General features: G+C 71.5%; 18 protein-coding genes. 10 read left to right on the top strand and 8 right to left on the bottom strand.

Translation table 11 applies throughout. From position 1 onward, the window contains the following. Positions 1-149: 149 nt before the first annotated feature. A complete protein-coding gene (locus tag ACZ67T_RS13130) occupies positions 150-1,370 on the bottom strand; it encodes an acetyl-CoA C-acetyltransferase (protein ID WP_469983667.1) in 1,221 nt (406 codons plus the stop codon). 171 nt (positions 1,371-1,541) lie between these two features. Then, positions 1,542-2,573, bottom strand: coding sequence for an SGNH/GDSL hydrolase family protein (locus ACZ67T_RS13135; RefSeq protein ID WP_469983669.1), 1,032 nt, complete (start codon positions 2,571-2,573; stop codon positions 1,542-1,544). A 171-nt stretch (positions 2,574-2,744) separates the two neighbouring features. On the opposite strand from ACZ67T_RS13135, the gene ACZ67T_RS13140 reads away from it, so the two are divergent. Beyond that, the gene (locus ACZ67T_RS13140) at positions 2,745-4,136 is read left to right on the top strand and encodes a cystathionine beta-synthase (protein WP_469983671.1); all 1,392 of its coding nucleotides are present in this window, start codon (positions 2,745-2,747) and stop codon (positions 4,134-4,136) included. A gap of 302 nt (positions 4,137-4,438) precedes the next feature. Here ACZ67T_RS13140 and ACZ67T_RS13145 read toward each other — a convergent pair whose 3' ends face one another. After that, the gene (locus ACZ67T_RS13145) at positions 4,439-5,272 is read right to left on the bottom strand and encodes a MurR/RpiR family transcriptional regulator (RefSeq protein WP_469983673.1); all 834 of its coding nucleotides are present in this window, start codon (positions 5,270-5,272) and stop codon (positions 4,439-4,441) included. After that, a complete protein-coding gene (locus ACZ67T_RS13150) occupies positions 5,269-6,849 on the bottom strand; it encodes an aromatic amino acid ammonia-lyase (protein ID WP_469983675.1) in 1,581 nt (526 codons plus the stop codon). The genes ACZ67T_RS13145 and ACZ67T_RS13150 overlap by 4 nt, the downstream gene beginning before the upstream one ends. A gap of 154 nt (positions 6,850-7,003) precedes the next feature. Here ACZ67T_RS13150 and ACZ67T_RS13155 point away from each other — a divergent pair, with 154 nt between their 5' ends. From ACZ67T_RS13155 to ACZ67T_RS13190, 8 genes are all read left to right on the top strand, one after another. Then, positions 7,004-8,116, top strand: coding sequence for an ABC transporter ATP-binding protein (locus ACZ67T_RS13155; RefSeq protein WP_469983677.1), 1,113 nt, complete (start codon positions 7,004-7,006; stop codon positions 8,114-8,116). Then, the gene (locus ACZ67T_RS13160; protein WP_469983678.1) at positions 8,113-8,760 is read left to right on the top strand and encodes an ABC transporter permease; all 648 of its coding nucleotides are present in this window, start codon (positions 8,113-8,115) and stop codon (positions 8,758-8,760) included. Before ACZ67T_RS13155 ends, ACZ67T_RS13160 begins: the two co-directional genes overlap by 4 nt. 1 nt (position 8,761) lies before the next feature. After that, positions 8,762-9,433, top strand: coding sequence for an ABC transporter permease (locus ACZ67T_RS13165; protein ID WP_100597925.1), 672 nt, complete (start codon positions 8,762-8,764; stop codon positions 9,431-9,433). Positions 9,434-9,444: 11 nt separating this feature from the next. Further along, positions 9,445-10,380 (top strand): ABC transporter substrate-binding protein, encoded by a 936-nt coding sequence (locus ACZ67T_RS13170; protein WP_469983680.1) that lies wholly within the window; start codon positions 9,445-9,447, stop codon positions 10,378-10,380. 14 nt (positions 10,381-10,394) lie between these two features. Next, positions 10,395-11,795 (top strand): purine-cytosine permease family protein, encoded by a 1,401-nt coding sequence (locus ACZ67T_RS13175; protein ID WP_469983682.1) that lies wholly within the window; start codon positions 10,395-10,397, stop codon positions 11,793-11,795. Positions 11,796-11,867: 72 nt separating this feature from the next. Continuing rightward, positions 11,868-12,290, top strand: coding sequence for a hypothetical protein (locus tag ACZ67T_RS13180; protein ID WP_469983684.1), 423 nt, complete (start codon positions 11,868-11,870; stop codon positions 12,288-12,290). Positions 12,291-12,403: 113 nt separating this feature from the next. Beyond that, positions 12,404-12,979, top strand: coding sequence for a hypothetical protein (locus tag ACZ67T_RS13185; protein WP_469983686.1), 576 nt, complete (start codon positions 12,404-12,406; stop codon positions 12,977-12,979). Between the two features lie 124 nt (positions 12,980-13,103). After that, a complete protein-coding gene (locus ACZ67T_RS13190; RefSeq protein ID WP_469983789.1) occupies positions 13,104-14,006 on the top strand; it encodes an NAD(P)-dependent oxidoreductase in 903 nt (300 codons plus the stop codon). A 186-nt stretch (positions 14,007-14,192) separates the two neighbouring features. On the opposite strand, the gene ACZ67T_RS13195 is transcribed toward ACZ67T_RS13190, so the two are convergent. From ACZ67T_RS13195 to ACZ67T_RS13210, 4 genes are read right to left on the bottom strand one after another with little or no spacing between them, the layout of a single operon-like run. After that, positions 14,193-14,567, bottom strand: coding sequence for a roadblock/LC7 domain-containing protein (locus ACZ67T_RS13195; protein ID WP_469983688.1), 375 nt, complete (start codon positions 14,565-14,567; stop codon positions 14,193-14,195). 41 nt (positions 14,568-14,608) lie between these two features. Then, positions 14,609-15,085, bottom strand: a complete 477-nt coding sequence (locus ACZ67T_RS13200; protein ID WP_469983690.1) for a roadblock/LC7 domain-containing protein — start codon at positions 15,083-15,085, stop codon at positions 14,609-14,611. A 38-nt stretch (positions 15,086-15,123) separates the two neighbouring features. Beyond that, a complete protein-coding gene (locus ACZ67T_RS13205) occupies positions 15,124-15,927 on the bottom strand; it encodes a transcriptional regulator (protein WP_469983692.1) in 804 nt (267 codons plus the stop codon). Next, entirely contained in the window at positions 15,924-16,322 is a 399-nt protein-coding gene (locus tag ACZ67T_RS13210; protein WP_453718971.1) for a hypothetical protein, read from the bottom strand. The genes ACZ67T_RS13205 and ACZ67T_RS13210 overlap by 4 nt, the downstream gene beginning before the upstream one ends. 438 nt (positions 16,323-16,760) lie before the next feature. Here ACZ67T_RS13210 and hutU point away from each other — a divergent pair, with 438 nt between their 5' ends. After that, positions 16,761-18,425, top strand: coding sequence for a urocanate hydratase (gene hutU / locus ACZ67T_RS13215; RefSeq protein WP_469983694.1), 1,665 nt, complete (start codon positions 16,761-16,763; stop codon positions 18,423-18,425). Positions 18,426-18,428: the final 3 nt, after the last annotated feature.

An 18,428-nucleotide genomic window follows, 5' to 3' on the forward strand; every position in this document is an offset into this window, starting at 1 on the left:
AGGTGTTTTGGGCGGGTGTTTAGGGGTGTTATGCCCCGAGAGCCCTGCTGACCTGCAAAAACCGTCTCCCCCAGGAGATACGTCACATCCTGGGGGAGATTGGATCACGATTCAGCAGAGGCGCAACCCCGCCTCCTGGGTCACCCGGTTCAGCTGAGGCGCTCGATGACCATCGCCATGCCCTGGCCGCCGCCGACGCACATGGTCTCCAGACCGAACTGCTTGTCGTGGAACTGGAGGCTGTTGATCAGGGTGCCGGTGATGCGGGCGCCCGTCATGCCGAAGGGGTGGCCCACGGCGATCGCGCCACCGTTGATGTTCAGCTTGTCCTCGTCGATGCCGAGGTCACGCGCGGAGGGGATGACCTGCGCGGCGAACGCCTCGTTGATCTCGACCAGGTCGATGTCGCCGATGCCGAGCCCGGCACGCTTCAGCGCCTGCTTCGACGCCTCGACCGGGCCGAGGCCCATGATCTCGGGGGACAGGCCCGAGACGCCGGTGGAGACGATGCGGGCGAGCGGCGTCAGACCGAGCTCGCGGGCCTTCGTGTCGGACATGATCACAAGGGCCGCGGCGCCGTCGTTGAGCGGGCAGCAGTTCGCCGCCGTGACCATGCCGTCGGGGCGGAACACCGGCTTCAGGCCCGAGACGCCCTCCAGGGTGACACCCGCGCGCGGACCGTCGTCCTGCGAGACGACCGTGCCGTCGGGGGTGGTGACCGGGGTGATCTCCCGCTCCCAGAAGCCGTTCTTGATGGCCTGCTCGGCCAGGTTCTGCGAACGCACACCGAACGCGTCCATGTCCGCGCGCGTGACGCCCTTCGTCCGCGCCAGGTTCTCGGCGGTCTGGCCCATCGCGATGTACGCGTCCGGGACGAGACCGTCTGCGCGGGGGTCGTGCCACGAGGCGCCCTCGGACTCGGCGACGGCGGCCGTACGGGCCTCCGCCTCGGCGAACAGCGGGTTGTGCGTGTCCGGCAGCGAGTCCGAGTTGCCCTTCACGAAGCGCGACACCATCTCGACACCGGCCGAGATGAAGACGTCACCCTCGCCGGCCTTGATCGCGTGCAGCGCCATGCGGCTGGTCTGCAGCGACGAGGAGCAGTAGCGGGTGACCGTACATCCCGGCAGGTGGTCCATGCCCATCTGCACGGCCACGATGCGGCCCAGGTTGTTGCCCTGCTCGCCGCCGGGCAGACCGCAGCCGAGCATCAGGTCGTCGATGTCCCGCGGGTCGAGCTCGGGGACCTTGGCCAGCGCGGCCTGGACGATCGTGGCGGTCAGATCGTCCGGGCGCAGGTCCTTGAGGGACCCCTTGAAGGCGCGGCCGATGGGAGAGCGGGCGGTCGAGACGATCACGGCTTCGGGCATCACGGCTCCAAGAGGTCTACGCGTACGAGCTATTCGCCTACCAGCTGGGAAGTTACCTTTACGTACTGTCCGGGTCACCGGTGTGCGCGTGTGACTCCCACCGCATTTTTCTAAGCGCTTGCTCAGGGCTCCTCCGGGGTAGGGGGAGCCCTGCTCGGGGGTGCCGGGGCCCTAGATGTTCAGCGGTGTCGGGTCCTGAGTCGTCAGACGCCGGCGCCTGCGACGCTTCAGCAAAGCCCACGGCCCCCTGGGACCCGTCGGCATCGCCGCCGTCACCTCCGTGCCGCCCTCTTCGGCCGCCTGGGCCGCAGCCCTGGCCACCGGCAGGAAACCCTCGCGCCGCGACACGTCCGGACGCTCCTCCTCCGGCCACAGCCCCAGCGACGCGCACAGCGTCGGCAGCACCGCCATCGCCGCCGTCGCATACCCCTCCGCCGACGGGTGGAAGTTGTCGGGACCGAACAGCTCCCGCGGGTTCGCCTGGAACTCCGGGCCGAGCAGGTCGCCCAGCGACACCGTGCGCCCGCCCTGCTCCACCGCGCCGATCGTCTGCGCCGCCGCCAGCTGCCGCGAGGCCCGCCGGGCCAGATACCGCAGCGGCTGGTTCACCGGCTCGATCGTGCCCAGATCCGGGCACGTCCCCACGACCACCTCCGCACCCGCCGTACGCAGCCTGCGCACCGCCGCCGACAGATGGCGCACCGACCGGGTCGCCGGCATCCGGTGCGTCACGTCGTTCGCGCCGATCATCACGACGCACACGTCGGGGACCCAGTCCGGATCCGAGAGGATCACCGCGACCTGACGGTCCAGGTCGTCGGACCTGGCGCCCGGCAGCGCCACGTTGCGCAGCTCCACCGGCCGCTCGGCCACCGCCGAGAGTCCCGAGGCGAGCAGCGCGCCCGGCGTCTGCCGGGCCCGGTGCACGCCCTGCCCCGCCGCCGTCGAGTCACCCAGCATCGCGAACCGCAACGGCTGCGTCTCCGCCACCTCCGCGGCCGGACGCTCGGCGAACCCCCTCCCGTAGAGACCGTCCGCGGACGGGACCTGCACGCCTCCCCTGTTGTGGTTGCCCACCTGCCGCTTCGCCAGCTGGACCTCCGCGATCAACAGACCGACCGCGGCCGCGCCGACCAGACCGATACCGCCGCCGCCGTACGCCGCGCCCGCGGCGATCCGCCGTGCCACCCTCGCCCTCGACATACGTCGCAGCCACCTGCCTCTGCGTAGTCCTTTTCAGCCGTACATCCAGTCATTGCCCCGTAAGCACGGTCGGCCAATCGCAACAGGCCGTGAAGGAGCGGCACTCGGCTTACGCTGACCGCACATCACATCGCGGATCCCTCACAGATCCATCGCAGCCCGGAGACAACGGTGCAATTCCACGACTCGATGATCAGCCTCGTCGGCAACACCCCGCTCGTGAGGCTCAACAGCGTGACCGAAGGCATTCAGGCAACCGTCCTGGCCAAGGTCGAGTACTTCAACCCCGGCGGTTCGGTGAAGGACCGCATCGCCCTGCGCATGATCGAGGCGGCGGAGGAGAGCGGCGCCCTCAAGCCCGGCGGCACCATCGTGGAGCCGACCAGCGGCAACACGGGCGTCGGCCTGGCCATCGTGGCCCAGCAGAAGGGGTACAAGTGCATCTTCGTGTGCCCCGACAAGGTCTCCACGGACAAGATCAACGTGCTGCGGGCGTACGGCGCGGAGGTCGTCGTCTGCCCGACGGCCGTGGACCCGGAGCACCCGGACTCGTACTACAACGTCTCCGACCGGCTCGTGCGTGAGACGCCCGGCGCCTGGAAGCCGGACCAGTACAGCAACCCCAACAACCCCCTCTCGCACTATCACTCCACCGGCCCCGAGCTGTGGGAGCAGACGGAGGGCAGGATCACGCACTTCGTGGCGGGCGTCGGCACGGGCGGCACGATCTCCGGCACCGGCCGCTATCTGAAGGACGCGAGCGAGGGCCGCGTACAGGTCATCGGTGCCGACCCGGAGGGCTCGGTGTACTCCGGCGGCTCCGGCCGCCCGTACCTCGTGGAGGGCGTGGGCGAGGACTTCTGGCCGACGGCGTACGACCGCACGGTCGCGGACGAGATCGTGGCGGTCTCCGACAAGGACTCCTTCCAGATGACCCGCCGCCTCGCCAAGGAGGAGGGCCTCCTCGTGGGCGGCTCCTGCGGCATGGCGGTGGTAGCGGCTCTGCGCGTGGCGGAACGCCTCGGCTCGGAGGACGTGGTGGTGGTCCTCCTTCCGGACAGCGGCCGCGGCTACCTCAGCAAGATCTTCAATGACGAATGGATGGCCGACTACGGCTTCCTCGCCGACGCGGGCACGAGCGCCCGCGTGAGCGACGTGCTCCAGGACAAGGAGGGCGGCGCGCTGCCGTCGCTCGTCCACATGCACCCGGAGGAGACCGTCGGCGAGGCCATCGAGGTGCTGCGCGAGTACGGCGTCTCACAGATGCCCATCGTGAAGCCGGGCGCCGGCCACCCGGACGTGATGGCGGCCGAGGTCATCGGGTCCGTCGTCGAACGGGAACTGCTCGATGCCCTGTTCACGCAGCGCGCCTCGCTCGGCGACCCGCTGGAGAAGCACATGTCCGAGCCGCTGCCGCAGGTCGGCTCGGGCGAGCCGGTGGAGGACCTGATGTCCGTGCTCGGCTCCGCGGACGCCGCGATCGTCCTGGTGGAGGGCAAGCCCAAGGGCGTGGTCAGCCGTCAGGACCTGTTGTCCTTCCTCGCGAAGAACGGCGGGAAGTAGCCGGAAGCAACGGGAGCGGGTTCGTGCAATCGGTACGAGCGCGACACGTGCGCGCAGCACCCGCTTAACACGCGTCCGGCACATTGGTGGGTGTCGGCAGGGGTGGGAGCGGCTCCCCGCTCAGGCCGGCACCGTAGCGGCGTCAAGGACCTCCGGAGCGGCTCCCGGACCTCCATGGACGCCTGCGGACGCGGTGGCCCGGTCCTGACCCGGTGCCGTGTCCTTCGCGGGGACCGCCGTCGTCCCGCCCCCCGTTCACGGGGGTGCGGCGGTCCCCGCGCATCACTCTTGCGAGCACTCCTCTATTCGACGAACAGGCCCCGTTCCGCGGCGCGCACGTCGAATTCCTCCAGGCGGGCCTGCGCCTCGGGCAGGTTGTCGCACATCGCTTCCAGGAGTACGCGGCCGAGCAGCATCGGTGAGCACGCCGTGTCGAAGGCGAGGCCCTCGCCGACCGCGGCGGGCAGGAGCAGGTCCGAGTACTTGGCGACGGGGGCGAATGCCGAGTCGGCGACGGTGATCACGGTGAGGCCGGCCGACTTGGCGTAGGCGAGCGCGTCGACGACTTCCTTGGGGTGGCGGGGGAGCGCGAAGCAGAGGAGCGCGGTGGCTCCGGCGCGGACCGCGGCGTCGACGCGGTCCGCGAGCATCGTGCCGCCCTCGTCGAGGAGCCGTACGTCGGGATGGACCTTCGCCGCGAAGTACGAGAACCCGTAGGACTGGGAGGCGGCGGCGCGCAGGCCGAGGACGAGGAGCGGGCGGGAGGCGGCGAGGAGGCGGCCCGCGCGTTCGATCGGGGCGGGGTCGGCGAGGAGCTGGGCGAGGTGGCGCAGGTTCTCGATCTCGGCCTCGACGGCCTGCTGGTACTCGTTGGCCGCGGCCGGGGTGGCGGGTGCGGCGGGGGCCACCTCGCGCAGGTGTTTGCGCAGGGCGGGGTAGCCGTCGAAGCCGAGTGCCACGGCGAAGCGGGTGACGGAGGGCTGGCTGACTCCCGCGAGTTCGGCGAGTTCCACGGAGGAGAGGAACGGGACGTCGGCGGCGCGGCGCACCATGCAGTGGGCGATGCGGCGCTGAGTGGGTGTCAGGCGGTGGACCTCGAAAAGCTGTTGGAGTCGTGCGGCAGGGCTGTCGTTCATTCCGTCCCCCCAGGTCGGTCTGATCCGGCTGTTGCGGTGGCGGCCGGTCCGTCTGTTCCGTCGGCGATGCGGGTGAAGCTGTCCAGGAGTCCCGCCGCGGCCAGGGTGACATCTTCCGTCAGGGGGCGGTCGGTGGCGTCCTGGTCGAGGACCGAGTCCGCGAGGGCGAAGGCGCGGCCGACCGGGAGTTCGGGGTCGGGGTGCATGTCGCGCTGGCGCAACGCCCTTACGGCGGCGACGAGTTCGCAGCCGACCACGAGGCGGTAGGCCTCACAGATGCGCAGGGTCTGGCGGGCGGCGAGGGATGCGAAGCTGGCCTGTTCCTCGACGCCGCGGGAGAGGACCGCGTGGCCGAGTGACGCGGGGGCGGCGAAGGCGCGCAGGTCGCCGAGGGCCGCTCCGGCCGCGTATTCGAGGATCATCACGCCCGAGGAGGCGGCCTCGCCGTCGGCGAGGAAGGGGCGCAGGCGGGTGTAGGACGGTTCGTTGAGCGTGGACAGGCGTGAGGTGGAGAGCCGGGCGACCTGGGTGATGGCGAGCCTGAAGTGGTCGAGCGCCAGGGCGAGTTGGGCCATGTAGAAGCCGCCGTGGTGGTAGGCGGCCATGTCCTGGGGGGAGATGAGGGGGTTCTCGGCGGCGGCGTTGATCTCGACGGTGAGTACGGCTTCGAGGGCGTCGGCGGCGTCCTGGGCGGGGCCGTGGATCTGGGGGAGGCAGCGGAAGCCGTACGGGTCCTGGATGCGGCCGAGGGGCGGGGTCGGGCGTTCGGGGGCCCCGAGGATCGTGCGCATGCGGGCGGCGACGGCGTACGAGCCGCGGTGGTGGCGGGCCTCGTGGACGGGCAGGGCGTACGCCTCGTAGGAGCCGTCGACGGCCAGCAGGGAGAGTGCGGCGACGAGCTGGGTGGCGGAGATCAGGCCGCGCAGTTCGTTCAGCGCGAGGGCCGACTGGCCGAGGGTGAGGGCGTTGCTGCTGATGAGGGCCAGGGCGTCGTTGTTGTCGAGGGGCTGGGCGTCGGGGGCGCCGTCGCCGCGCCAGGGGTGTTCGCCGGCGAGGGCGAGGCCCATCTGGGCGAGGGCGGCGATGTCGCCGGTGCCGACGGAGCCGAACTCGTTGACGACGGGGTGGGCGCCGGTCTCCAGGGCTTCGCAGAGCGCGGTGACGACGCTGGGGCGCAGCCCCGCGCCGCCGGCGAGGAGCTGATTGGCGCGGACGGCTAGCATGGCGCGGACCTGCCGTGCGGGCAGCTCGTCGCCGATGGCGCCGGCGTGGCTGCGGAGCAGGCGCAGGCCGTGGTCGGCGGCGGCCTCGGTGGGCACGTCCTCGTTCCGGTTCGCGCCGACGCCGGTGGAGCGCCCGTAGACGCGGCCCCAGGCGGCGATCTCGCGGGCGGCGTTCCAGGACTCCTCGACGCGCTTCATGGCGTCGGTGCCGGGCACGGGCCTGGCGGCCGAGTCGGCCAGGCGTACGACGTCGGGCACGGGGAGACCGTGTCCGTCGAGCACGACGACGGGCATGGGGCCCGGGGCGGCCTTCATTCGGGACTTACCCGCGGTGTCCGCGATGTGAGACGACATGATGCGCCAAACCCTCCTCAACCGGACGTCTTGTCTCGTTCCTCGGCTGCGTTAACCAGCGATTTACCTGGCGATGTGCGCCGGGGCATTGACAACTTATTCAGATACAGAGAACTCTGCATGACGATATGCAGCCCGGGCAAGGGGACTCCACATGATCCAGTTCGATACGGTCCACAAACGCTTCCCGAACGGCACGACGGCAGTGCACGACCTGACGCTCGACATGCCGGAAGGGGGCGTGACCGTCTTCGTCGGGTCCTCCGGTTGCGGCAAGACGACCAGTCTGCGGATGATCAACCGGATGGTCGACCCGACCTCCGGCACCATCCGCGTCGGCGGCCGTGACGTCCTCGAGCAGGACGCGGCCGAGCTGCGCCGCTCCATCGGCTACGTCATCCAGCAGTCCGGTCTCTTCCCGCACCGCACCGTCCTCGACAACATCGCGACGGTGCCGCTCCTGCTCGGCTGGGGCCGGCGCAAGGCGCGGGCGCGGGCGGCCGAGCTCCTGGAGACCGTCGGCCTCGCCGCCGAGGCCGGCAAGCGCTACCCGCACCAGCTCTCCGGCGGCCAGCAGCAGCGCGTCGGCGTGGCCCGCGCGCTCGCCGCCGACCCGCCGGTGCTGCTCATGGACGAGCCGTTCGGCGCGGTCGACCCCGTCGTGCGTACCCAGCTCCAGGACGAGCTTCTGCGCCTCCAGCAGGAGCTGAACAAGACCATCGTCTTCGTCACGCACGACATCGACGAGGCAGTACGGCTCGGCGACCGGATAGCCGTCTTCCGCACGGGCGGACACCTCGTCCAGTGCGCGCCGCCCGCCGAGCTGCTCGCCCGCCCCGCGGACGACTTCGTCGCCGACTTCCTGGGCGCCGAGCGCGGCCTGAAGCTGCTGTCCCTGGCCACGCTCGCGGACGTCGGCCAGGGGCCGGCCCCGGAGGGCACCGGCTGGGAACTGGTCCTCGACGCGGCCCGCAAGCCGCTGCTGTGGCGCGACGAGGGCACCTCCGCCGAGGTGCCGGTGCGCCCGCTGCGGGACTCGGACTCGCTCCTGTCGGCGCTGAACGAGTCGATCGCGGCGCCCGGCGGCCTCGTGGCCCGGGTCGACGCGGACGGCGTCCTGACCGGCGTCACGTCCCGCGACGAGATCCACGACCGCGCGGGCCTCGCCCACATAGCCGCCGGCACCCGCGTGGACGCGCCCGAGGCCACCGACGCCGGCGACACCGGTGACACCGCCGTCCGCGAGGACTCGGACGTGGCCTCATGACCATCGACTGGTCCTGGATCTCGGAGCACTCCTCCGACCTCACCACGCTCACGCTCTCGCACCTGCAGGCAGCGCTCTCCGCCGTCCTGTTCGGCCTGGTCGTCTCGCTGCCGCTGGCCGTCGTCGCCCATCGCGTCAAGCCGCTGCGCGGCTTCCTGCTCGGGTTCTCGAACGTCCTGTTCACGATCCCGTCGATCGCCGTGTTCGTCCTGCTGCTCCCGGTCTCCGGCCTCACCCGCACCACCACGGTCATCGGGCTGACGATCTACACGCTCGTGGTGCTCCTGCGGAACACCGTCGAGGGCCTCGACTCGGTGCCGGCGAAGACCAAGGAGGCCGCGAAGGCCATGGGGACGCGCCCGCTGCGCACCCTGCTCACGGTCGAGCTGCCCCTCGCCCTGCCGGTGATCATGGCAGGGGTGCGGATCGCGACCGTCATGGCGATCTCCCTGGTCTCCGTGGCGACGTACATCGGCGACGGCGGGCTCGGCCAGCTGTTCACCGACGGGTTCCAGCGCAACTTCCCGACCCCCGTCATCGCCGGCGTCGTGCTGACCCTGCTCCTCGCGCTCGCCGCGGACGCGGTCCTCGTCGCCGTGCAGTACGTGCTGACCCCCTGGACCCGCCGCCGGAGGAGTGCCTGAGATGTACGAGCTCTTCAAGAACCTCGGCGCGTGGCTGGTCGACGGCGACCAGTGGGCGGGCCCCGACGGCATCGGGCACCGCCTCGCCGAGCACCTCCAGTACTCACTGCTCGCCACGCTCATCGCGGCCGTCATCGCGCTGCCGCTCGGCCTGCTCATCGGCCACACCGGACGCGGCGCGTTCCTCGCGATCAACCTGTCCAGCTTCGGCCGCGCGCTGCCGACCGTCGGCCTGGTCGTCCTCGTCTTCCTGGCGAGCGGCCTGTCCATGTGGCCGGTCTACATCGCGCTCGTGGCCCTCGCGGTCCCGTCGATCGTCACCAACACGTACGCGGGCATGTCCGCCGTGGACCCGGAGGTCAGGGACGCGGCGCGCGGCCAGGGCATGCGCGGCCACCAGGTCCTGTTCCAGGTGGAGCTGCCGCTCGCGATGCCGCTGATCATGACGGGCCTGCGGCTCGCCCTGATCCAGGTCGTCGCGACGGCGACCATCGCCGCGTACGTCTCCTTCGGCGGCCTCGGCCGCTACGTCTTCGACGGGCTCGCCCAGCGCGACCTCGTGCAGGTGCTCGGCGGTGCCGTCCTCGTGGCGGTCGTCGCCGTCGTACTCGACCTCGCGCTCTCCGCACTGCAGCGCGCCCTCTTCCGCCACCGCCCCGCCAAGTCGGCCTAGGAGCACGCAAGATGAACCGCAGGACTGTCCTCGGCGGCCTGTTCGCCGCAGCTTCCGTCCCCGCGCTCGCCGCGTGCGGCGGCGGCATCACCTCTCTCGACGGCCAGGGTTCGGGCGGCGGGGGCGGCGGCTCCAGCAAGAACGGCGTCACCATCGGCACCGCCAACTTCACCGAGAACCAGGTGCTCGGCTACCTGTACGCGGCCGCGCTCGAAGCGGCCGGTGTGAAGACGAAGGTCCGCCCCAACCTCGGCACCCGCGAGATCCTCATCCCCGCCCTCAAGGGCGGCGACATCGACCTGCTCCCCGAGTACCAGGGCGCCCTCCTGCACTACCTCGACCCGAAGTCGACGGCCACCGAGGAGGGCGAGATGCAGAACGCCCTCGCCGTCGTCCTGCCCAAGGGCCTGCAGATCCTGCCCTACGGCCTGGCGGAGGACTCCGACGCGTTCGTCGTCACCCGCGAGACGGCGAGGAAGTACAAGCTGACCTCGCTCGCCGACCTGGCGAAGCACAACGGCAAGCTCGTCATCGGTGCCGCCCCCGAGGTGAAGAAGCGCCAGGTCGGCGCCGTCGGCCTGAAGGACGTGTACGGCGTCGAGTTCAAGGAGTTCAAGTCCCTCGACTCGTCGGGGCCGCTGGTCAAGGGCGCCCTGAAGAAGGGCGACGTCGACGTGGCGAACCTCTTCACCACCGACACGGACATCGTCGACAACCACTGGGTCGTCCTCACCGACCCCAAGAACCTCGTCCCCGGCCAGCACGTCGTCCCGCTCGTCGCCGACCGCAAGGCCGACTCGACGGTCCGCAAGGCGCTCGCGCGCCTGGGCAACGTACTGACGACGGAGCAGCTCACCGAGCTCAACCGGCAGGTGGACAAGGACAAGAAGGATCCCGAGGACGTCGCCAACGCGTACGCGCGTCAGCACGGGATCAGCAAGGGCTGAAGGAGAGTCGGATCATGGCCGAAGCACTCGTGGAGCGGCGCTCCATCGACGTAGTCCCCGACGAGGAACGCCACGGCACGGCGTTCTCGCAGTTCACGCTCTGGCTCGGCGCGAACCTCCAGATCACCGCTGTCGTGACGGGCGCACTCGCCGTCGTCTTCGGCGGGGACGTGGTCTGGTCGCTCGTCGGTCTCGTCGTCGGCAACCTGCTGGGCGGCGCCGTCATGGCGCTGCACTCGGCGCAGGGCCCCAGGCTCGGCCTGCCGCAGATGATCCAGTCCCGCGCCCAGTTCGGCGTGCGCGGCGCGGTCGTCCCGCTGCTCCTGGTGATCCTGATGTACGTCGGGTTCTTCGCGAGCGGCAGCGTGCTCGCCGGACAGGCCGTCGGCGAGCTCACGCACACCGGCGACACCACGGGTATCGTCGTGTTCGCCCTGGTCACCGGGGCGATGGCGACCGTCGGCTACCGCGTCATCCACGCGCTCGGCCGGGTCGCCAGCGTCGTGTGCGCCCTCGCCTTCGTCTACCTCGGCGTCCGGCTCCTGGACCGGGTCGACCTGTCCGCGCTGCTGCACGACGCGCACTTCGACGCCCCGATGTTCCTGCTCGCCATCTCGCTCTCCGCGTCCTGGCAGCTCGCCTTCGGCCCGTACGTGGCGGACTACTCGCGCTATCTGCCCCGCACGACGTCGGCGAAGGCCACGTTCTGGTGGACGCTGTCGGGGTCGGCGATCGGCTCGCAGTGGTCGATGACGTTCGGCGTCCTCGTCGCGGCGACCGCGGGCGAGAAGTTCCTCGACGGCCAGGTCAGCTACGTGGTCGGCCTCGGCGGCGCCGGGATCATCGCCTCGTTCCTGTACTTCGTGATCGCGCTCGGCAAGCTGACCATCAACGTGCTCAACACGTACGGCGGCTTCATGTCGATGGTGACGAGCGTCAGCGGCTTCCGCGGCCAGAAGGTCCTCTCGCAGCGCGGCAGGGCCGCGTACATCGCACTGATCATGGTCGCGGGCACGGCGGTCGCGCTCGTCGGCAAGGACAGCTTCCTGTCGTCCTTCAAGGACTTCCTGCTGTTCCTGCTGACGTTCTTCACGCCCTGGTCGGCGATCAACCTGGTCGACTACTACCTGATCTCCAAGGAGCGGTACGACATCCCGGCCCTCTCCGACCCGCACGGGCGCTACGGGGCCTGGCGCTGGGACGCGCTCACCGTGTACGCGGTCGGGCTCCTCGCGCAGCTCCCGTTCCTCGCCACGGCCTTCTACACGGGCCCGCTCGTCGAGCCGCTCGGCGGCGCCGACATCTCCTGGATCGTGGGGCTCGTGGTGCCGGCCGTCCTGTACTGGGCCGTGGCCCGGCGCAACACGGCGCACATACCCGAGCGGACGCTGCGTGAGCCGGTGGCGGCCGAGTAGGGCCCGGCCCAGGGACAAGAGGGGGGCTAGCCCCACTGTCACGGCGGGATTCGCTCCGTACCGTAGGCCGGTATGGAAGCCCGTGACGCCGAACTCAAGAAGGAACTCGACGCCACCCTGCACGCGCGCAGGGAACTCGGCGAAGAGTACGAGTCCGCGCTCGTCGACTCGTTCCTGGACAAGGTCGAGCAGCGCCTCGACGGTGCCGTGGACCGCCGCGTGCGGCGGCAGCTGGCGGAGCAGCAGATGGTCGTCGCCCGCGGCGCGCGCTCCCCGAGCGGCGACGGCGACACCTGGGGCGAGCGCTTCGGCTTCGGCGTCGTCTCCCTGGTCCTCGCCGTCCCGCTGTCCGCGATCGCCGTCGTCAACGCCGATCTCCCCGGCCTGCTGATCGCCTGGACAGGCATCGTCGGCGTGAACGCGCTGCACGCGGTGCGGGGGATGCCGAGGTTCGGGTCGCGCAAGGAGCGCGGCTCCTCGGACTGGGAGGACTGAGGGGGAGCGCGATCCCCGCGATCCCCTCGTACGGCCGCCTCTCAGAGAGCCCTCAGATTGCCTCGCTACTCTCCGCCCGGTTGACGTGACGCCGGAGTGCGGAGGTGGCAGGGGTGGCGACGCGCGGTGGGCAGGGTCTGGCCCGGGTGGCGGTGGTCGTGAGGGCGGGGGCCGGGCCCCTGTGGTGGCTCGGGGCGTGCGCGGCGGGCATCGGAGTGCTCCCGCCCGGACTTACGGGCCGGCGTATCGGCGTGCTCGTGGGAGCGGCCCTGTTCCTGCTCTCGGCGGCCACGGTCGCGGGCGTCCGGCGCAAGCGCTACGCGGGTCTGGCGCGCTCGGCGTCGCGCGCGGGCAAGTACGACGTGCTCCAGGACCGCGCGGTGACGGTACGCAACTGGCGCCGCGGTCACCGCTGGTGGCTGCTCCTCGCCTTCCTCACCGCCCTCGCCTCCGCCTTCGCCCTGCCCGCCGCGGGCGGCCTCCTCCTCGCCGGTACGGGCGTCGGCCTGCGCCTGAAGGCGGCCGGTCTCGGCCGCCTGGAACACCGTGACGACCGGCTCCTGTGGGTACGGGCCGACTGGCTCGACCGGCGCGCGGGCGAACCCGCGGGCGGACGCGTCAAGGGCTACCGGGTGACCGGCCCGCGCGCGGGGGACGCGGCGCCCGGCGGGGCACGGCGCCGCGCCTGAGTGAAGTCGGCCGGGCATCGACTTCGCCGCCCTTCCGATAGATTCATGAGCCATCAGAACGTGGTGCGGCGAGGGGAGGCGGACGGTGCGGCACTTCGGTGAGCTGGAACGGGCGGTGGTCCTGATGGATCCGGCGCTGCCGGACTCCGTGCGTGAAGGGCTGGAGAAGATCACCGGCCGTACCGTGGAACGCCACGACGCGGCGTCCACGCAGGCTCCCGGTCGGCCCGCCATCCACGTGGGCCCTGACCTGCCGGACTCGCTGCGCAACGGGCAACTCCTCTGGTTCCACAGCACCAATGCGGGAGTCGACGCTCTGCTGGCCTCCGGAACCTGGCCGGAGGGCGCCCTGCTCACCCGCACCGTGGGCCGCATGAGCGAGCGCATCGCCCAGTACGTGCTGGCCTGGATCCTCGCCGAGTGCCAGACCGTCCCGTCGTTCCTGGAGCAGCAGCAGCGCGCGCAATGGCGCCGTGTCCCCTCCGAACTCGCGGCGGGACAGCTCGCGCTGGTCTACGGCGCGGGGCGCATCGGCGAACGTGTCGCGGCGTTCCTGCGCGGCTGCGGCATCCGCACGATGAACGTCGCGCGGACCGCCCGCACCCTGCCGGACGGCGCGGAGGTGGTGACGGCCGAGACGGCCGACGCCCTGCTCGGCCGGGCGCGCTGGGTGGTGTCCGCCCTGCCGCTGACCGCGGGTACGGAGAACTACTTCGGCGCCGTGCGGTTCGCCGCCATGCGCGGCGCCACCTTCCTCAACACCGGTCGCGGCGCCGCCGTCGACCTGGACGCGCTCGCCGGGGCCCTGGACGAGGGCACGGTACGGGCGGCCGTGCTCGACGTGCTGCGTGAGGAACCCGCAGCACCCGACGCCGCGGTGTGGCGGCTGCCGCGCACCGTGGTGACCTCGCACTCCGCGGGCATCACGGCGCCCGACGATGTGTGCACCGACTTCGCGGCCTGCTGGGACGAGCTGCGCGCGGGGCGCACCCCCGCGCTCGCGGTGGACCCCGGCCGCGGCTACTGACGTCCCGTGAGGCCGTCCGCCCGCCACCGAGAACAGCGCCCGGCTCTTCTCCGCCGGCTACGACGGCACCCTGCGGGCGCGAGACGCCGATGACGGCAGCGAGCCACGCACCCTCCAGGCCCACGAGGGCCCCGGCAGCGCGTCCGGCGCGGCGTCGTCCCTGAGTGGGCCGGAGGGCCTGGAGGCTCAGACGTCCAGTTCCGCCTCGATCTTCTTCAGCTGGTGGCGTGCCATCGCCAGGTTCGCGCGGTTCTTGTCGAGGACCAGGTAGAGGAAGAGGCCGTTGCCGGAGCGCCCCGACAGCAGGCGGATCAGGTGGTACTGGGTGCCGAGCGTGATCAGGATGTCCTCGATCTCGTCCTTGAGGCCGAGGTGCTCCATGGTGCGGAGCTTCGCCCGTACGACGTCGGTGTTGCCGGCGGCGGCCACTTCGAGGTCGAAGTCCTTGGTGCCGCCGATGGTGCCGAGCGCCATGCCGCTCGTGTAGTCGACGAGCGCGGCGGCGGTGGCGCCTTCGATCGAGGTGACGGCGTCCTTGAGGGCGGCTTCGGTGTTGGCCATGGTCGGTCCTTTCGAGGGATACGCGTGTGCTGTGGAGTCGTTCAGGAAGCGGACGGGGGCGGTACGGGGCGTGTCGGCAGGCGCTGTTGCCGTGGCGACGGCCGTGGCTGGCGCCGGTCGGGTGCGGGACGGGGTTCGACGGGTGTCAGGACGTCCGCCACGAGTTCGCCGATGCGCGCCCCGGAGCGGCGGCCCTCCAGGTGCAGGCGGCCGACGCTGACCTGGTCGTCCGCGAGCAGTGTCAGGACGGCTGACGGGCCGGCCGCGTAGGTGGCCACATAGCCGTGCGTGCCGCGCACGAGGAGTTCGCGGAGGGCGCCGCGCCCCGTCGCGTCGGCCATGCGCAGGGCCACGCCGAGTGAGGCGGCGGTGAGCGCGGCGATGGACTCGGCCTCCACGCCGGGGGTGTCCTGGGCGAGGACGAGCCCGTCGACACCCGCCGCGAGCGCACCCGTGAGGCGGGGCATGCGAGCCCTCAACCGGTGCAGTTCTTCGAGGACTTCTGCCTCGGCCGTCATCAGCTGTCTCCTCTCGGCACGCTGGCGGAGCGCGCGTCTCACAGGGCCTCCAGCGCGTCTCTGAGGCGGCGTAACAGGGCGACGTCCGGGTCGGCCGACGCCGCGCCCGCCCAGGCGGAAACGGCCGGGGCGGGCGGCAGCGGACGCGGCGCCGCAGCCCGTACGAGGCCGGCGGCGGCGAGCCTGCGCAGATCCACCAGGGTGTGGAAGGCGGGCCTGCCGAGGACGTGGGAGATGTCGGCCGCGGTGCGCGCCCCGTCCACCAGGGCGAGCACCGCGCGCTGGCGCGGCGGTACCGCGGGGCGGCGGCCGCCGCCGTCCCGTTCGAGGGGCGCCGTGTCGGTCGCGGCGTCGGGGCGGATGCCGTGCAGCAGCTCGCGCCGGCGCAGCGTCTCGGCCTCCACGGACGCGACGGAGACGGGGTGGACGGTGCCGAACCAGTGGGCGGCGCCGTAGCGGAAGCGGGCCGGGGCGCCGCTGGGCGCGAGGGCGAAGAACGCGGCGTCGTAGAGGGCGCCCAGGTGGCACAGTTCGAGCGCGCCGTCGGTGAGCCGGCCGCTCTCCACGAGGTACCGGCCGACCCGCTGCCGTGTCCCGGCCGCGTCGACGGCCTCCCACCAGCCGTCGGGGTGCAGGGTGCCGCCGGTGGTGAGCAGGACGTCGATGCCGGGCGTCGCGGGGCTCTCGGCGTGCACGACCTGTCCGTCGGCGAGGTAGAGCGTGCCGCGGTCGCGCAGCAGGGCACCGGTGGCCCGCTCCTCGGCGAGGCGGCGCAGCATGGGGGAGACCCCGGCCGGCGCCGTGGTGCGCCCCTCGGCCCGGGCCGCTGCCGTCGCGGTCACCCGAGCACCAGCCGGTCCGCCATCTCGCCGAGCCGGATGCGGGACAGGGCCAGGTTGCCCTGGTCCCGGTCGAGCCAGAGATGGAGGAAGACGCTGCTGTCGAACGTGGTCCGCACGAAGCGCAGCACGTGATAGCCGTCCCGGCTGGTGACGATGACGTCCTCGACCGGCGGCTCGCCGGCGGACCAGTCGGCGCCGCCGGCGGGCGCGAAGGCGCGGTGCTCGGCTGTCATCCGGGCCAGCTCGGCGGCCTCCGCGGCGGTCGCCTCGTGGTCCCCGTTCGGCGAGTCCCCGACGGTGCCGAGGGCGAGCCCGCTGGTCCAGTCGACCACGGAGGCACCCCGCGCACCGGGCAGCCGCATGGCTTCCAGCAGGCACTCGTCGATTCCGGGCACACCGGACTCCTCCCGTACGTGACGTTCGGCCGTGTGCACGACGCTACGCAACGTACGGAGCCCAGGTGAGGGTTCTGGCATTTTCCAGTGGAACATGCGTGGAGCGACTAAAATCCGCCAACCGGCCTGATAATCGCGGGAGTCGGCCATGCCGGCCTGCCCGGAGACAGCCTGCCGGTAGGCCTCTTCCAGGGATCTTCCGGGCCTCCTTCAGGGTTCCTCCGGGGCCCACGGCCGCGCCTTCGGCGCATCGCCCGTGATTCCGTGACGACCTCCTCCGTCACCTGCCGCCCCGCACTGTCGCGAGGCCTGCCGGAATGCCCGGATTCGCCGTGTTCGGCACGACTGTGGGGCAACCGGCCGCGGAGATGTATTGACTAGGTCTATTCAGAACGCCAGGATGTGAATAACTACGGCAACAGTTTCTAGGAGGCAGCCATGTCAGGACCCCGCCCCGTACGAGCCCCGCGCGGTACGGAACTGAACACCCTGGGATGGCAGCAGGAGGGCGCCCTCCGGATGCTCATGAACAACCTCGACGCCGAGGTCGCCGAGTATCCCGACAAGCTGGTCGTCTACGGGGGCACCGGCAAGGCGGCCCGGTCCTGGGAGGCGTACGACGCGATCGTGCGCACGCTCAAGACGCTGAAGTCGGACGAGACCCTCCTCGTGCAGTCCGGCAAGCCGGTCGGTGTCATGCGTACCAGCGAGTGGGCGCCGCGCGTGCTGCTCGCCAACTCCAACCTGGTGGGCGACTGGGCCAACTGGGAGGAGTTCCGCAAGCTGGAGGCCGAGGGCCTGACCATGTACGGCCAGATGACGGCCGGCTCGTGGATCTACATCGGCTCGCAGGGCATCGTCCAGGGCACGTACGAGACCTTCGGCGCGGTCGCCCGCAAGAAGTTCGACGGCACTCTCGCCGGCACCATCACCCTCACCGCCGGCGTCGGCGGCATGGGCGGCGCCCAGCCCCTCGCCGTGACGATGAACGAGGGCGTCGCGATCTGCGTCGACGTCGACGAGACCCGCATCGACCGCCGCATCGGCACCCGGTACCTGGACGTGAAGGCCGACAACCTGGACCACGCCCTGGAGCTCGCGGTCCAGGCCCGTGACGAGCGCCGCGGCCTGTCCATCGGCGTCGTCGGCAACGCCGCCGAGATCTTCCCGGAGCTGCTGCGCCGCGAGGCCCCGATCGACATCGTCACCGACCAGACCTCCGCCCACGACCCGCTGGCCTACCTGCCCGTCGGCATCTCGGTCGAGGACTGGGACAAGGAGCGCGAGGCCGACCCGGCCGGCTTCACCGACAAGGCCCGCCAGTCGATGCGCCTGCACGTGGAGGCCATGGTCGGCTTCCTCGACAAGGGCGCCGAGGTCTTCGACTACGGCAACTCCATCCGCGACGAGGCCCGCAAGGCGGGTTACGACCGGGCCTTCGACTTCCCCGGCTTCGTCCCGGCGCACATCCGCCCGCTGTTCGAGGAGGGCCTCGGCCCGTTCCGCTGGGCCGCCCTGTCCGGCGACCCGGAGGACATCGCCAAGACGGACAAGGCGATCAAGGAGCTGTTCCCGGAGAACAAGCACCTGCACCGCTGGATCGACATGGCCGGCGAGCGGATCGCCTTCGAGGGTCTCCCGGCGCGTATCTGCTGGCTCGGCTACGGCGAGCGCCACCTGGCCGGTCTGAAGTTCAACGAGATGGTCGCCTCCGGCGAGCTCTCCGCCCCGGTCGCCATCGGCCGTGACCACCTCGACTCCGGCTCGGTCGCCTCCCCGTACCGCGAGACCGAGGCGATGAAGGACGGCTCCGACGCCATCGCCGACTGGCCGCTGCTCAACGCCCTGGTCAACACGGCCTCCGGCGCCTCCTGGGTCTCCATCCACCACGGCGGCGGCGTCGGCATGGGCCGCTCCATCCACGCCGGCCAGGTGTGCGTCGCCGACGGCACCGAGCTCGCCGCGCAGAAGATCGAGCGTGTCCTCACCAACGACCCGGCGATGGGCGTCATCCGCCACGTCGACGCGGGCTACGAGCACGCGGCCGACGTCGCGGCCGAGCGCGGGGTCCGGGTGCCGATGCGCGAGGGTGACGACGCGTGACGA

The organism is Streptomyces sp. NPDC107517 (assembly GCF_055582645.1).